The organism is Shewanella mytili, from assembly GCF_046765975.1.
Classification (GTDB): Bacteria; Pseudomonadota; Gammaproteobacteria; order Enterobacterales; family Shewanellaceae; genus Shewanella; species Shewanella mytili.
In genome coordinates this window covers 58,039-73,395 of the sequence record NZ_JBKOUD010000008.1, presented here as the reverse complement: position 1 = coordinate 73,395, position 15,357 = coordinate 58,039, and the positions used below count along the sequence as shown (strand labels likewise).

Sequence of the window (15,357 nt, the reverse complement as noted above, 5' to 3'; positions counted from 1 at the left end):
ATGTTAGCGTGATCACTAAATTAGCCTTTAGCCAACCCGGCAGTTCATGTGGTGAGAAAAGAAAAATATCTTTTTGATTTTATATGTAAAACAATGTGTCAAAACTTAAGCTGTTGGCTGGGGTGGCGTGGCTGACGGATAGCAGCATACTTGGTTCCGTCCTTGGTTTTTGGCTTGGTACAGGGCTTGATCCGCCTGGCTCAGCAGTTCTGTGGTGCCATTGTCGGTTTGGATAATCTCGGCGCTGACACCAATGCTGACCGTAAGATCAATCACATCATTCCCCCAACAGACAGTGAGCGTGGCAATGGACTGACGCAGTTGTTCCGCCAGTTGGGTGGCTCCGGCAATATTGGTATTGGGCAGGATCATGGCAAACTCCTCACCCCCAAAGCGGGATACCAGATCCCCTGGCCGTTTCAGGTGGGCACTGAGGGTTTTGGCAATGGTTTTAAGGGTGTGATCCCCCGCCAGATGCCCGTAGGTATCATTGATGCTTTTGAATTTATCAATGTCCAGCATCAGCATGCTCAATGGCGTTTGCTGGCGCCGGCTGATACGGCCTTCTGCCCGCAGTTTTTTATCAAAGGCCGCCCGGTTATGGGTGCCGGTAAGGGCATCTATCTGGGATTTTTCGGTAAGCTTGAGATTGGCCTCATTGAGCTCCCGCATGGCAAATTCCAGCTCCAACGTCCGCTCTTGCACCATGCGCTCAAGCCGTTCATTACTTTTGGCTTCCAGCCGCAGCGCCTCCTCCTTGGCTTCCCGAATGCGCTGGGCTTGTAGCAGTGCTTCATGCTGAATGCGCATTTTGGCTTTGCGCTCTTCGTTGTAGCGTACGGCCAACACCGCGGCCATGAAGATGATTTCGATGGTGAGGCCAATCATCACTGGCGTGAGGGGATTAAATGGCAGTGACAGCCAGCCCAAATACATGGAGGCACTGAGTAATACACCCGTGGTGCGTCCCAGTGACGACAGGATATAAAGTCTGGCCAGGCGGTTGCCTTTCAGTGCCTGCCACAGACCCATCAGCAGCAGCAATACGGAGATAATCACCACTGCAGCCAAATCGCAGTACAGTGAAATGCGATAGGGCAGCACTAGGGTTATCAACACCAATACGGCACTGATGGCGGTCAGGAAACGGGCCAGCCTCAACAGCTGCAAGCTAAAGTATTTCAGCTGAAGGGCTTTTTCGGTAAACAGGATATTGAAGGTCAGCACCAGGGGGATTAACGGCGCCACGATATAGTTTTGCAGTTGTGGATAGTTGGGCCACAAGTGGTTGAATGCCGGGCCATTAACACTGGCGACCAGCAGGGTCATGGTCAGTACGTAACCGGCGTAGTAGCCATAGCTGAAAGCGCCGGTGGTAATGGCCATAAACAGCGAGAAAATACCAATGGCCGAGAGGATCCCCAGCTGGATCCCCAGCAGGATGTTGTCGTTGCTGACATGCTGCAGTATTTCATCGGGTTGCCACAGCTTGATGGGCAGGTAACTGGTGCCCTGGGTTTCCACCTTTATCCATAAATCGTGTAACTGCCCGTTTTGCATCACCAAAGGATACAGAAAGTTATTGAGCAATATGGGACGTTGGTTAAAGGGCTGGGCATCCCCCATTTGAATGGTTTGTTGCAGTTGCTTGTCCACGAAATGGTACAGCGTCAGCTTGTCGATATCCGGATTGTCAAACTCCAGTAACCAGCGGTAGGGGGTATGGGACCGCTGTTGCAAGCGGACATGGTACCAGTCATCTTCACTGCCGATGGACAAGAGCCGCTGGGTGCTGGCGGGCTGCCAGGCACTGCGGGGCAGTGCCATGACCTTATGCAGGGTGGAGGATGGCGCTTGCTGGGTCACCAGTGTATAGGGTTTTAAATCGATGGATGCGGTGTCAGCCGGGTCTACCATCAATGGCGGTGCATCATGCGCGGCAGTGTGCGCCGCACAGGTGATGGCCAGCAGCATGATGAGCACGAGCCAATGCTTCATAACGGTGCCAGTCCAAACAAGCGCAGACTATTTTGATAACACTGGTCAGCCAGTTGTGACAGCGGCTCCTGGCGCAATGTAGCCACGTATTGTGCAATATGGGGCAGGTATTGGGGCTCATTACGTCCGGATTTGGGTTTAGGGCGCATGCTACGGGGCAATAGGTAAGGGCTGTCTGTTTCCAATACTAATCGGTTGGCGGCGATTTGTGGTACGACGTCTGCCAGTGTTTGCCCCCGGCGTTCATCACAGACCCAACCGGTAATGCCCAGATACAGATCCAGTGCCTGGTAATCATCCAGCTGCTGTTGATTGCCGGTGAAGCAATGCAGCAGTGCTGCCGGCAGGGCGGCACGATAACGGCGCAGAATGGCCAAAAAGTCCTCATGGGCTTCGCGTTGATGCATTAATACCGGCAGATGCAATTCGGCAGCTAACGCCAACTGGGCCTCAAATGCCGCCAACTGGTTATCACGGCTGGAATAATTGCGATCAAAATCCAGGCCGCATTCACCCATTGCCACGCAAGACGGATGGCGACACAGTTGTTGCAGCTGCTGACAGCTATCCGCTTGCCAGCTGTCAGCATGGTGGGGATGCACTCCGGCGGTAGCATAAAGCTGCTGGGGATATTGGGCCGCGAGTTGCAGGCAGCGGGCGCTTTCCGGCAGATGGCTGCCAATCAACAATAACGGCGTGACACCCACCGCCGCCGCGTCATCAATCACCCGGGAGATTTCTGCTTCCAACTTGCTGCCAACGGCGTTGACAGCAATGTCCATATAGCGATTCACTGCTGGCGTTTCACCCGAATAGTGCGGTTCATCCCGTCTACGGACAACAGGAACGAGTCAAAAGCGGCGCGTTTGATAACAACCGATTGCTTGGCTTTCAACCGATAGGACTCGGCGCCTATTTGCTGCCACGTCTGGCCATTGTCCAGGGTGACAATCAATGAACCCCGGGCGGTTTTCCCTACATGGGTCACTTGGGCTTTTATCGTATCAAGCTCAGGTTCAACCACCTGTTGCTTGATGCCAAATTTATCGGTGGGAGAAGGTTGGGGCGCCGCTTGCGGCTGCATGGCTTGTGACGGCATGGCGGGTACGGCAGGCGCTGGCGTTGCTACGGGTGTGGCAGCAAGCCCACCGCCGGCCAGTGTGTCGTAACACGCAAGCCTTGCTGCATCGTCAGAAATGGCAGCACAGTGGGCTAATTGTGATTCCACCGAACCATAGGCGTGGTAACTCAATAGCGAAGTAAAGGCAGCAATCAAAAAATAACGCATCCCATTTATCCTTATACGAATTAAGATGGCAGATCATGCTGCAAAGACTTACTAAGGGTTCTCCTCGCTGGTATCAGCGTCTTCGTTGTCCTCGGCATCGTCGTCGTTATCAGCCCGTTTGCCGTAAAAGCGCGCGGCAAACAATCCCCCTTCAAACAGCAACAGCATCGGGATGGCCAGCATGGTCTGGGAAATGACATCCGGTGGTGTGAGCAGCATACCCACAATAAACGCCCCTACAATAATATAAGGACGCTGCGCCTTCAAATCATCCGGTGTGGTAACACCGGCCCAACACAGCAATACCACGGCGATGGGAATTTCAAAGGCCAGGCCGAAGGCAAAAAACAGTTTCAGTACAAAATTGAGGTAACTGTTGATATCGGTAGCCACCTGCACCCCTTCCGGGCCTGCATTGGCAAAAAAACCGAAAACCAACGGAAATACCACGTAATACGCAAAAGTGATGCCCAAATAAAACAGAATGGTGCTGCTGAACAGCAATGGGGCAATCAGGCGTTTTTCATGCTTGTACAATCCGGGGGCCACAAACGCCCACACTTGGTACAGCACATAGGGAATGGCAATGAAAAATGCCAGTACCAGGGTTAATTTGAACGGGGCAAAAAAAGGTGCCGCCACATCCGTTGCAATCATGGTGCCGCCGGAGGGCAGTGCCTGCAATAACGGGATGGACATGTAGTGATAGATATCTTTTGCCCAGTAAACAAGGCTCAGGAAGACAATTAAAACGCTGGCCGTGGCTCTGAGCAATCGATTGCGCAGTTCCAGCAAGTGACTGATTAACGGCTGCTGTTGCGACATTATTTACCCGCTATTTCTTATCAGTGTCGGATGCAGATGCAGACTCGGCAGCAACCGGCGCAGCAGGCGTTTCTGGCGCTGCTGTTGGTTCGCTTTCTGCGGCCTTGGCTTTGGCAGGCTCGTCACTGTCTAGTTGATAAGGACGATTGACAGACTGAGCTGCTTCCTTAAGTTGGTTGATGGACTCCTGCAGTTCCGGAGAAAGGTTCCCCAGCCCTTTGCTTTCCGCCTTTTTCAAATCGGCGTGCAGCTGCTCTAACTTGAGTTCTTGCTCAAGCTCATCCTTTACCGAATTGGCCATGCGTTTCATGGTCCGGATAAAGTTGGAGATAGTGCGAACTGCAATAGGCAGGCGTTCGGGGCCGAGTACCACCAGCCCCAATAGACCGATCAATAGCAGTTCGGAAAAACCGATACCATCGAACATGAGAGATTACGCCTGTTCTTTGTCCTTGGATTCAGGCTTCTTCTCAGTTGCCTCGGCTGATTCGCTTTTTGCAGTGTTGCTTTCGATAGACTTGGCTTCTTCTTCGGGGGTCATGGCATTTTTGAAGCCTTTGACCGCTCCGCCCAAGTCACTGCCCAAAGAGCGTAGTTTCTTGGTACCGAACAGCAGTACAACGATTAATGCGATGATGAGAAGTTGCCAAATACTGATACCACCCATGAAGGATTCCTCTTAACTCTTTGTTCGGTTCTATTATGAACTTTTGATTAGCAAATACGAATTAAAATTTTCGGATCTTTGGCCTGGATCGCCATCCAATAAGCCAGAAAACCACCCCGGCAGTCAGGCAGCCGTGGGAAAGCCAAAGTGTAACGTCACGGCTGAATAATATAGTGCCGCAGATCAACAAAATCGCAGAAGTGATCAGCAGATAATTGCTTTTATGTGACTTCTGTTGATGTCTCAAATACTTATCCAACATTTGCTGCTGTGAACCGAGCAGATTCCGACCTAATTTCAGGTTGTCGTAAATCAGCTCCGGGATTTCCGGCAGCTTGTCAGACCAATAAGGCAACTGGGTTTTGGCTTTTTGCAGCATGGCCTTGGGGCCTACCTGTTGTGCCATCCAGTTTTCCAGAAACGGCTTGGCAGTTTGCCATAAATCCAGTTGCGGATACAGTTGGCGCCCCAGCCCTTCAATGTACAGCAGGGTTTTTTCCAGCAGTACCAGTTGTGGCTGCACCACGATGTCAAATTGCCTGGCGGTGCGGAATAATTCCAGCAGCACGTGGCCGAAGGATATCTCATCCAGGGGTTTGTTGAACATCGGCTCACAAACCACTTTTACCGCCTGCTCAAAGGCCAATAAATCCGTGTCGGAAGAGACCCAGCCGGATTCCACATACAACTGGGCAATGCGCCGGTAATCCCGGTTGAAAAACGCCAGGAAGTTTTCAGCAAGATAACGTTTGTCGGTGTCGTTCAGTGTGCCCATGATGCCGCAGTCAAGGCCGATGTAAAACGGATCCTGCGGATGCTCGCGAGAGATGAAAATGTTGCCGGGATGCATGTCGGCGTGGAAAAAATTGTCGCGAAACACCTGGGTGAAAAACAGCTGCACGCCCTTTTCTGCCAGCAATTTGAGGTTGGTACCCTGAGCCCGTAGCGCTTCGATGTCGGACACCGGGATGCCGTAGATGCGCTCCAGCACCAGTAGCCGGGGATGGCTCAGTTCTTCATACACATAAGGCACATAAAGGGCGTTGGAATCAATGAAGTTATTACGCAAGCGAATGGTGTTCAGGGCTTCCAGTTTCAGGTTCAGCTCGCCCATGATGGTGGTGCGGTAATCCTCAACCACTTCTGCTGGGCGCAGGCGGTTGTTGGCACCCAGCAGGCTTTCCAGCAAGGCGGCGCACTGGCTCATCAACTGCAGGTCAGCCACAATCTGCTGTTCCACATTGGGACGCAGCACTTTGAGCACCACGGCCTTGCCGTTGGATTTGAGGGTGGCGGTGTGCACTTGGGAAATGGAGGCTGACGCCAGCGGTTTTTCATCAAAGTCGTCAAACAGGGTTTCGATGGGGGCTTTGAGCTCGGCCTCAATGGCGGCACGGGCCAGCTTGGAGTCAAAGGGGGGCACCCTGTCCTGCAGCATGGCCAATTCATAAGCCCATTCATCGCTGAGCAGATCGCGACGGGTGGACAGCATCTGGCCGAATTTGATGTATACCGGCCCCAGTTCTTGCAATGCCAGTTTCAGGCGTTCGCCACCGGGTTTGCGTTTGTGTTTGTTACGTAGCCAGAACAGGCTCAGTCGCCACAGACGGAAGTACCAAGGAGTGAGTTTGGGGGGTAACAGTTCATCCAGACCATAATGAAGGGCGATACTGATGACCTGATAGGCTCGCTTGATACTGGTGAAACTCATGGGCTGATTTTATCCTTTAATCTCGCAATGCGCTGATCCAGCGTATCTACAGCTGCGCTAAGCGCCTCAATTTTGTCGCAATGGCGAATAAATTCAAGCTTATGTGGCGCTATCTGGTACTCTTCCGTGGCCAGCTGCCCAAGATGTGAGCAGGTTTTGCGAAAAACCTGTTGCAGGGCGTTGCCGGTGCGCAGCACGGTGCTGCTGAGCCAATAGGCGGGGGCATCACCAATCCAGCGAGACAGGGGTTCAGCCAAATCCGGTCTGACATGCTGCAAAAAACCGCTGAATTGCTGTAATAGCGTCAGGTCGCCTTCAATTCGCAGCTTATCCTGCTTGATAAGTTCGGTCAGGCTTTCGCCTTCCCGCAGTCGATACAGCTCTGTTGCATCACCAATCACTTTGACATCCGCCGTGCCCTGGTAGTCGCTGAGCACCTGGATTTCGTTGGCGAAGACCAGGTATAACGGCCAGGAAAGCTGCTGCAGCTGAAAACAAAAAACCTTACCGTGCAATGGCTTTAGCAGCAGGGCATCAGTGCCTGCCGCATCGACCAGCTTAGCGAGGGCGGTTTCCAGCGTGCCGCAGCAGAGCAGGCGACACTGGTTGTCAAAGCTCAGTTGTGCCATCTCAGAATTTATAACCCCGGTGCAAGGCCACAATGCCGTCGGTCATGTTGATGTAGTCCACCTGCTCCAGTCCGGCGTTTTCCATCATGCCTTTCAGGGTTTCCTGATCGGGGTGCATGCGGATGGACTCTGCCAGATACTCGTAGCTGTCGGCATCGTGGGCAATCATTTTGCCAATCATGGGCAGCACTTTGAAACTGTAGAGGTCATAGGCTTTGTTCATGATGGCGTGCTGGGGCTTGGAAAATTCCAGTACCAGCAGTTTGCCTCCGGGCTTGAGCACCCGCTGCATGGAGCGCAGTGCAGCGTCTTTGTCGGTGACGTTACGCAAACCGAACGCGATGGTGATGATGTCAAAGGTGTTGTCGGGGAATGGCAGCGCTTCCGCATTGGCCTGCACGTAGCTCACATTGCCCACAACGCCTTTGTCGCGCAGTTTGCTGCGGCCCACTTTGAGCATGGAGTCGTTGATGTCGGCCAGGATCACTTCGCCGCTGTCACCCACAAGGTGTGAAAATTTGGCAGTGAGATCGCCGGTACCGCCGGCCAAGTCCAGGACTTTCATGCCAGGACGCGCGCCTGCGGATTCTATGGTGAAACGCTTCCAGATCCGGTGAATACCAAAGGACAGTACATCGTTCATAATGTCGTAGCGGGTGGCTACAGAGTGAAATACGCCGGCGACCATCTCGGCTTTTTTGTCAGCATCAACGGTTTTGAAGCCAAAATGTGTGCTGTGGGAAGAATCTTCAGACATCTATCGTGTATTCCTTTGACTAGCTAATGATGGCTGGCAGTGTATGCCTTCAGCAGTTTGGGCTGAATCCTGACACTGTCAAGCTGTGATCACCGCAGGAAAAACCTGTCATAATCAGGTTGAGCATTAGACCATAAACCGGGGCAATAACCTAGCCTGTTACACAGGATATTCATGCAGGCATAATGACAAAAAAGCCGGCAGTGCCGACTTTTCTGACGCAGGGTCACCGGGGTGCCTCAGTCAATATCCAGCGGTTCCGGTGACAGGATAACACCGGTGTTGTCGGCATAAACGTGATCTCCCGGGAGGAAGGTAACGCCACCGAAGTTGACCGGCACATCCACTTCACCTACGCCATTGCCGTCAGCGCCCACCGGAATGGAGGCAATGGCCTGAATGCCAATGTCCAAGTCTTCCAGGGCATCCACATCCCGTACGCTGCCGTACACGATAATGCCTTCCCAGTTGTTGTTGACCGCCAGTTCTGCCACTTCGGCATCCAGCAGGGCCCGGCGTAGGGAACCGCCGCCATCAATGAGCAATACCTTGCCCTCGCCATCTTCCTGCAGCACATCCAGGACAAGACCGTTATCCTCATAGCATTTCACGGTACTGATGGCGCCGCCAAAGGAGCTGCAACCACCGTAATTACTGAACATGGGCTCTACAACATCAACAACATCCAAGTACATGTCACACAGTTCGGAAGTGTTGTATTCCATAATCAAACTCCTGTATTTCCGCTTGGTCTGAGAAGGCACGGGTTTGCGCACTAAAAGCCAGTATATTAAGGGTTCTGTGAAAAGCAAAGTGTCGGTAACGCCGGGTTCGGCGCTTGCCAAGCGCAATGAACCCCGTGATGCCCCTTCACCCTGACATCCCCGCAAGCGCCTAAACGCTGTTGCACTAGTATATGCCCACTGCCAGCGCCTTTCCTCCGTTTTTTAAGGGATTTATGCATTGATAGCCGCGCTAGGTCACACCCCGCATTCGTGGTGTGATCCAGCCGCAAACCTGCCGCTTGGCTGCTACGGGTGCCAGGGCGATATCCCGGGGGTTGTCACAAAAGCTTCGGCCAACTGTCACGGCGGCGTCATTGCGATTTCTTAGTCTTTGCTGCAGATGACTGGATGGAGTCTGACGCCATGCTGTTACACCTTGCTGAACTGGACCGTCGGGGATTTTGCCTGTTGCTGTTTTGGGGCAAAAAATACCGGCTGACGCCGATGGCATTAAAGCTGTCAGCGTCGGGCAATGGCCCGGCCTATCTGTATTTGGCTGTGTCGCTGCTGTTGTTGCACCGCGATGGTCAGTATTTTTTCAATCTGCTGCTGGCGAGCTTTCTGTTGGAACTGCCCTGTTACCTGTTGCTGAAAAATACCATTCGCCGCACGCGTCCCTGTCATTGCCTGCCCGCCGGGCTGGTGAATGATTTCGAGCCTTCCGATCGCTACAGTCTGCCCTCGGGTCACACGGCAGGCGCTTTTGTGTTTGCCTTTGCGGTGATGCAGGTTTATCCGCAACTGGGCATCCCGGCATTTTTCTGGGCCGCCATGGAGGGGGGCTCTCGCATAGTGCTGGGAGTGCACTATCCGCTGGATATCGCAGCGGGTGCGGTGCTTGGGTGTTCTTCCGGCTATTGGGCTGGCCAATTATTGCAGGGTTAATGAATGCGGATTCTCTATGGGATACAGGGGACCGGGAACGGTCACCTGAGCCGGGCTCGGGTCATGGCTAAAGCACTGGCGGCACAAGGCGTTGAGGTGGATTATCTGTTTAGCGGCAGGGCCGCCGACAAGTATTTTGACATGCAGGGGTTCGGCGCCTATCAAACGTGTGCCGGCCTGTCGTTTTCCACGGCACGGGGCAAGGTGAATGTGCCGGCAACGGTACGCAATAATTCGCTGTTGGGTTTATGGCGGGATATCCGTTCGCTGGATCTTTCCGGTTACGATTTGGTCCTGAATGATTTTGAACCGGTATCGGCTTGGGCGGCCCGGCGTCAGGGGGTGACCTGCATTGGCATCAGCCATCAGGCAGCATTGCGCTGGCCGGTACCCAAAGTGGGCAACAGCTGGTTTAATGACTGGTTGCTGGAGTATTTTGCACCGGTGGATTTGGCCCTTGGCTGCCATTGGCACCATTTCGGTTTTCCCATTCTGCCGCCTTTTGTGGAAGTGGCCTCAGTGACCAGCGAAGAAAGTCATGAAATTCTGGTGTATTTGCCCTTTGAAAGCCCTGAGGACATTTGCGCTTTGCTGCTGCCGTTTGACAGCCACCGGTTTCATGTTTACCACGCTGGCAAGATGCCGTCACAGTTACCACCTCACGTGCATTGGCACGGTTTTAACCGGGAAGGCTTCAAGCGGGACATGGCCCGTTGTGGCGGGGTGATTGGCAATGCGGGCTTTGAGCTGGCCAGTGAGGCCATGACCTTGGGCAAAAAGCTGTTGGTCAAACCCTTGATGGGGCAGTTTGAACAGCTATCCAACGTGGCAGCGCTGGAGTTGCTGGCTGCGGCCGAGAGTATGCATAGCCTTAACCGCCAGACGCTGCGGCGCTGGTTGCGGGCCAGCAATCCCCAACCCATTCATTACCCGGATGTGGGCGACATGCTGGTGAGCTGGTTACAGCAGGGACATTGGCAAGACACTCAAGGCTTGTGTCAGGAGATATGGTCAAAGGTGCGCTTGCCGGATTGCTGGTCTTCCAGCCGGGATTCCAGGGCCTTGAGCCAACCTTTGCCCAAGGCCGCATCCCGCTGAGCGCCAGTGGTCAGCTATAGCGGATATTCATGTCAATCAACGGCTCGCGGCTGCCTTTTTCGGCCCGCAGCCGTGCCAGGTATTGCTCCCATAACGCTTCGCGGTGGATGCAGAAATTATACAGGATGTCCCAGGAATAAAGGCCCGTATCGTGGCCGTCATCAAAAATCAGTTTGACCGCGTAATTGCCCACCGGCTCAATGCTGCTGATGTTGACGTTTTTCTTGTGGGTGACCAATGTGGGGTTGCCGTGTCCCTGCACTTCGGCAGATGGGGAGTTGACCCGCAGGAATTCACAGGTGAGTTGATGCTGGCTGCCATCTTCAAAGGTGATTTCCAGCAATTGGGATTTGCGTTTAAGTTTTAACGCTGTAACCGTATGTTGACTCATGAACGCTCGCTTATAAAACTAAGGTTAATGGGCATATGGTGGCGCGCTTTGGCGGAAAAGGAAACCCCGGAATATCACAGTCTGCCAAGCCGGGGGGACCCGCGATGAAATGCACGGCGCCGCTGGCGATGTCAGGCCGGCACTTGTAGTGGCGTTACCGCAATGCGGGTCAGCTGCCCGTCATGATAGTGGAACAGGGCATCCTGAGGCCGCTCCAGTTGCCAAATCTCTTCATATGGAAGGTGTTGCAGCAGGGCCCGTAAAATCATGCCGGTCAGACCATGGCTTATCACTATCTGTTTACTGTCATTAGAAAGCCCGCTCAGCCAATGGCGCAAGCGGCGGGTAACCGCGTCAAACCCTTCGCCCTCGGGGGCCTGCATATACCAGTCCGCTTGCTGCTGAAACTGGGGGTGGGCCTGTAAAATGGCGCTTATCTGGCATTGCTCCCATTGTCCCAGCCCCACTTCCTGCACCCTGTCATCAAGGGTGATGCATTGATGACTGAGCCCCAGCCCGTCACAAACCCGCTGGGCGGTTTGCTGCGCCCGCCCTAACGGACTGCTGACAATTTGCCATTGCTGGATATCGCCAATCTGTTGGCGCAGGGTATGCCCCATGGCCAGGGCTTGTTGTTCGCCGCGAGGGGTAAGCGGCGAGTTGCATTGTCCCTGCAGGCGCCGCTCGGCGTTAAACCGGGTTTGGCCGTGACGCAGGATGTAAAGTTCTGATGGCATGGTGGTGTACGGTTGCTGCATGAATTTGCATAGTGCGGCGCCCATCTTTACAGGTCAAGGATTTCTCTGCTGACGTTCTGTTTGCCGCTGGGCGCTGCCCGGTGTTGTTTGGGGGATTTGCTGGGGCAATGGCCACTTGTGCTTTATGATGTGGTTTTACGTGTGCAAGCGGAGGCGTGATGGCAGAGCCTGTCAGCGCAATTATTGAATATCTGTCCAGTCAGCATGTGCTGAGTTTATGCACCCGGGATGATAACGGGCTTTGGTGTGCCAGCTGTTTTTATGTTTTTGATGCCGAAGGCATGCATTGTTATTTGATGACGGGCGATGGCAGTCGTCACACGCAGGCGATGGAAAAAACACCGCAGGTGGCCGGCACCATTGCCGGTCAGCCCCGCACTATTGCCAAAATTCAGGGCATACAGTTTACGGCGCTGGCAAGCCGGGTGACGCCGGAGCGGCAAGCGGCGATACGCCAGCTTTATTGCGCGCACTTTCCGGTGGCAAAACTCAAGTCCGCCCCCCTTTGGCAACTGCAGTTACAAACCGTCAAAATGACTGATAACCTGCTGGGATTTGGCAGCAAGCATCACTGGCAGCGGCCGGAGGCTTAAGCAGGACAGCCTGTGCCGTCCTGCTCGGGTATAAGCCTTACGCGGTCTGACGGGCCAGCAGCCAGTCTCTGAATGCGGTGGTGGTGCTCCATGGCATCAGTGCGTTATCGTTATCACTCAAGCCTGAATCCACCGCCAGCGCATACAGTGCCTGCCCCAGTAGCGCAGTGTTGCTGTCGGTACTGGCCATCAGGCCTTGCAGGGTGGCCAGGGTGGTGGCATCCGGCGCTTCATCGCCTTTGTAATGGGCCACGTGCAGGCCTGCGGCCAGGGTGGCAATGGCGGTCAAGGTGTCACCGCTCAGGCCCATTTGCGTCAGGCGTGCCTGGTACAGGTTGAACATCCCTTCGTTGATGAAGTTTTCTTTGTAGCTGGCAAAATCATTGATGGAGCTCAGGGTGTCGATGGTTGAGCTGGTGATGGTCAGCGCTTCGGTGGCTGCGGTGAAGTCCACCAAGCGGTATGGGCAGGGGGTGGTGACACAAGAGCCGGTTTCAATGTCATACATCATGGCGTTACCATCGCCGTTATAGTCGGCGGCAATGATGTCCTGTGCATGGAAATGGCCGGTAAACATCAGTTTCAGGCCGTGTTCACTTAAGGTGCGTCCCACGTTTTCATAGTCGTCAATCAGGTATTCACCAAAGAACATGGGCTGGCTGGCAAAGTGGGGCACCATGCCGTGATGCTGCATGCCGATAACGATTTTGCCCTGTTCCTGGGCGGCGGCGAGCTGGGTTTTAATCCAGCCCTGCAAGCCATCATTGAGGGCGCCGGAGGTTTCCGGGTATCCCAGGCTGGCGTTGTCGTCATATTTACAGGAATCCAGCGCCAGTAACCACACGCCTTCAACAGGCTCGGCCACGTAGCTGAGGGAGCTTTCATGGCGGGCTACTGCGTTGCCATAGCCAAAATCGGCATACAGCTCGGCAAACTCTGTTGGGGTGACGCTGTCTGTGGCAACGGTGTTGTCGCCTTCAAAGGCAACCGCATGGGGGTTGTTGACATCATGGTTACCGGGCACCACGAATACCTGAATGCCAGCAGCTTGCAATGGCTGCAGTAGGGAAATGGCTTTCTGGTGGCACAATAGTTCGCCGTCTTTGGTGAGATCCCCCGGGATCAGTACCGCTTGCAGTCCGTCAACCGCCAACAGGTTGGCCACGATTCTTTGCAGGATTTCCACGCCTTGCAGCAGCATTTTGCGATCCGCTGCCAGGTAGGCTTCAAAGGCGCTGCCACTGGTGCCCAAGGTTGGGTCGTAAACGTGGGGGTCGGACAATACGGCAAAACGCAAATTTTGCGGGACTTTGGGACTGGCATTGTCCGAGTCCTTGTCATTGTCATTACTACAGCCGCTTAGGCCCAAACCAAGAGTGAGGGAGGTGCCGAGCAGTGCGCTGGTTTTTAGCAGCGAGCGGCGGGTATTATCGGTCATGCTGTTGTCCTTGTGACATCCGTTAAGAAATTGCCCACAAGGTAAAAACTGATGGTGACAGTTTTGTTATGCGCCGATGAAACCCATTACTTTATTGATTTACCTCAATAAAAATGAGGGTTGTTGTGCATAAAAAAACGACGTTTGCAGGGGGTTGCAAGCGTCGTTCAGGACTGTCTTTCGGGCGTTAGCCCAGGTTACAGAATAAAGCGGCTGAGGTCTTCGTCATGCACCAGGGTATCAAGATGGTTATTGACGTAATCGGCATCAATCACATAGGTTTCGCCGCCCTTGTCCGAGGCTTCAAAGGAGATGTCCTCGGTCAGTTTTTCCATGATGGTATGGAGCCGGCGGGCACCGATGTTTTCGGTGCTTTCATTCACCTGAAACGCCGCTTCTGCAATGCGTTCAATGCCCGATTCCACAAACTGCACGGTCACGCCTTCGGTCGCCATCAGTGCGGTGTATTGCTCTGTCAGTGACGCATGGGGCTCAGTGAGAATGCGCTTGAAATCATCGGCAGTCAGCGCGTCAAGCTCCACCCGAATGGGCAAACGTCCCTGGAGTTCGGGGATCAGATCGGATGGCTTGGACATCTGGAATGCGCCGGAGGCAATGAACAGGATGTGGTCGGTGCGCACCATGCCGTGTTTGGTATTCACGGTGCAGCCTTCCACCAACGGCAGCAGGTCGCGTTGCACCCCTTCACGGGACACATCCGGGCCTGAGCTTTCGCCGCGTTTGCAGATTTTGTCGATTTCATCGAGGAACACGATGCCGTGCTGCTCTACCAGCTCGATGGCCAGGTCTTTGAGCTCTTCCTGATTGACCAGCTTGGCGGCTTCTTCTTCCGTCAGCTGTTTCATGGCGTCCTTGATTTTCAGCTTGCGGCGTTTGCTTTGCCCTTGTCCCATGTTCTGGAACAGGCTCTGCAGCTGATTGGTCATCTCTTCCATGCCGGGAGGTGACATGATTTCCACGCCGATTTGCGGCCCGGCTACATCGATTTCAATCTCTTTGTCATCCAGTTGGCCTTCCCGCAGTTTTTTACGGAAAATCTGCCGGGTGTGTGCGCCGTCTTCCTTTTCGCTGTCCCAGTCGTTTTTGGGTTTTGGCAACAAGGCGTCCAGTACCCGCTCTTCCGCGGCCTCTTCGGCGCGGCTGCGGCATTTTTGCATCTGCTGCTCGCGGGTCATTTTCACGGCAGCGTCGGTCAGATCGCGGATGATCTGATCCACTTCCTTACCCACATAACCCACTTCGGTGAATTTGGTGGCTTCCACCTTGATAAACGGGGCGTTGGCCAATTTGGCCAGGCGGCGGGCGATTTCGGTTTTACCCACACCGGTGGGGCCAATCATCAGGATGTTTTTCGGGGTTACTTCCTGGCGCAGGGCTGCATCAAGTTGCATGCGGCGCCAGCGGTTACGCAAGGCAACGGCAACGGAGCGCTTGGCTTGTTGCTGACCAATGATATGGGCATCCAGTTCATGGACAATTTCGCGGGGTGTCATCTCGGACATGGTACTTCCTC

At 54.0% G+C, this 15,357-nt stretch carries 17 protein-coding genes; 3 read left to right on the top strand and 14 right to left on the bottom strand.

All coding sequences use genetic code 11. The features are described from left to right. Positions 1-105 precede the first annotated feature (105 nt). The 10 genes from ACIDEJ_RS09470 to rraA form a co-directional block, all read right to left on the bottom strand. Positions 106-1,998, bottom strand: coding sequence for a sensor domain-containing diguanylate cyclase (locus ACIDEJ_RS09470; RefSeq protein WP_411987827.1), 1,893 nt, complete (start codon positions 1,996-1,998; stop codon positions 106-108). Continuing rightward, positions 1,995-2,792: a TatD family hydrolase gene (locus ACIDEJ_RS09465; RefSeq protein ID WP_411987826.1), complete on the bottom strand. Its 798-nt coding sequence runs from the start codon at positions 2,790-2,792 to the stop codon at positions 1,995-1,997. The genes ACIDEJ_RS09470 and ACIDEJ_RS09465 overlap by 4 nt, the downstream gene beginning before the upstream one ends. Next, positions 2,789-3,286, bottom strand: coding sequence for a hypothetical protein (locus tag ACIDEJ_RS09460; protein WP_411987825.1), 498 nt, complete (start codon positions 3,284-3,286; stop codon positions 2,789-2,791). The genes ACIDEJ_RS09465 and ACIDEJ_RS09460 overlap by 4 nt, the downstream gene beginning before the upstream one ends. A gap of 51 nt (positions 3,287-3,337) precedes the next feature. After that, positions 3,338-4,111, bottom strand: coding sequence for a twin-arginine translocase subunit TatC (gene tatC / locus ACIDEJ_RS09455; RefSeq protein WP_411987824.1), 774 nt, complete (start codon positions 4,109-4,111; stop codon positions 3,338-3,340). A 10-nt stretch (positions 4,112-4,121) separates the two neighbouring features. Continuing rightward, complete coding sequence (tatB, locus tag ACIDEJ_RS09450; protein WP_411987823.1) at positions 4,122-4,538, bottom strand: Sec-independent protein translocase protein TatB; 417 nt, start codon at positions 4,536-4,538, stop codon at positions 4,122-4,124. A 6-nt stretch (positions 4,539-4,544) separates the two neighbouring features. Then, on the bottom strand, positions 4,545-4,778 hold the full coding sequence (tatA, locus tag ACIDEJ_RS09445) for a Sec-independent protein translocase subunit TatA (RefSeq protein WP_411987822.1): 234 nt from the start codon (positions 4,776-4,778) through the stop codon (positions 4,545-4,547). A 61-nt stretch (positions 4,779-4,839) separates the two neighbouring features. Further along, positions 4,840-6,489, bottom strand: coding sequence for a ubiquinone biosynthesis regulatory protein kinase UbiB (gene ubiB / locus ACIDEJ_RS09440; protein ID WP_411987821.1), 1,650 nt, complete (start codon positions 6,487-6,489; stop codon positions 4,840-4,842). Continuing rightward, positions 6,486-7,118, bottom strand: coding sequence for a ubiquinone biosynthesis accessory factor UbiJ (locus ACIDEJ_RS09435; protein WP_411987820.1), 633 nt, complete (start codon positions 7,116-7,118; stop codon positions 6,486-6,488). The genes ubiB and ACIDEJ_RS09435 overlap by 4 nt, the downstream gene beginning before the upstream one ends. Before the next feature lies 1 nt (position 7,119). Beyond that, positions 7,120-7,875 (bottom strand): bifunctional demethylmenaquinone methyltransferase/2-methoxy-6-polyprenyl-1,4-benzoquinol methylase UbiE, encoded by a 756-nt coding sequence (gene ubiE / locus ACIDEJ_RS09430; protein WP_411987819.1) that lies wholly within the window; start codon positions 7,873-7,875, stop codon positions 7,120-7,122. A 239-nt stretch (positions 7,876-8,114) separates the two neighbouring features. Beyond that, on the bottom strand, positions 8,115-8,600 hold the full coding sequence (rraA, locus tag ACIDEJ_RS09425) for a ribonuclease E activity regulator RraA (protein ID WP_411987818.1): 486 nt from the start codon (positions 8,598-8,600) through the stop codon (positions 8,115-8,117). Between the two features lie 423 nt (positions 8,601-9,023). Between rraA and ACIDEJ_RS09420 the strand changes: the two genes are divergently transcribed. Then, on the top strand, positions 9,024-9,545 hold the full coding sequence (locus tag ACIDEJ_RS09420; protein WP_411987817.1) for a phosphatase PAP2 family protein: 522 nt from the start codon (positions 9,024-9,026) through the stop codon (positions 9,543-9,545). 3 nt (positions 9,546-9,548) lie between these two features. Next, the gene (locus ACIDEJ_RS09415) at positions 9,549-10,643 is read left to right on the top strand and encodes an MJ1255/VC2487 family glycosyltransferase (protein ID WP_411987816.1); all 1,095 of its coding nucleotides are present in this window, start codon (positions 9,549-9,551) and stop codon (positions 10,641-10,643) included. A gap of 10 nt (positions 10,644-10,653) precedes the next feature. On the opposite strand, the gene ACIDEJ_RS09410 is transcribed toward ACIDEJ_RS09415, so the two are convergent. Then, positions 10,654-11,034 (bottom strand): gamma-butyrobetaine hydroxylase family protein, encoded by a 381-nt coding sequence (locus tag ACIDEJ_RS09410; RefSeq protein ID WP_411987815.1) that lies wholly within the window; start codon positions 11,032-11,034, stop codon positions 10,654-10,656. 131 nt (positions 11,035-11,165) lie between these two features. Then, positions 11,166-11,792 carry a histidine phosphatase family protein gene (locus ACIDEJ_RS09405; protein WP_411987814.1) on the bottom strand — a complete coding sequence of 209 codons (627 nt, stop codon included), beginning with the start codon at positions 11,790-11,792 and terminating at the stop codon, positions 11,166-11,168. A gap of 158 nt (positions 11,793-11,950) precedes the next feature. Between ACIDEJ_RS09405 and ACIDEJ_RS09400 the strand changes: the two genes are divergently transcribed. After that, on the top strand, positions 11,951-12,385 hold the full coding sequence (locus ACIDEJ_RS09400; protein WP_411987813.1) for a YhbP family protein: 435 nt from the start codon (positions 11,951-11,953) through the stop codon (positions 12,383-12,385). Between the two features lie 37 nt (positions 12,386-12,422). On the opposite strand, the gene ACIDEJ_RS09395 is transcribed toward ACIDEJ_RS09400, so the two are convergent. After that, positions 12,423-13,823 carry a metallophosphoesterase family protein gene (locus tag ACIDEJ_RS09395; protein WP_411987812.1) on the bottom strand — a complete coding sequence of 467 codons (1,401 nt, stop codon included), beginning with the start codon at positions 13,821-13,823 and terminating at the stop codon, positions 12,423-12,425. 197 nt (positions 13,824-14,020) lie between these two features. Further along, entirely contained in the window at positions 14,021-15,346 is a 1,326-nt protein-coding gene (gene hslU / locus ACIDEJ_RS09390) for an HslU--HslV peptidase ATPase subunit (protein WP_411987811.1), read from the bottom strand. Positions 15,347-15,357 lie beyond the last annotated feature (11 nt).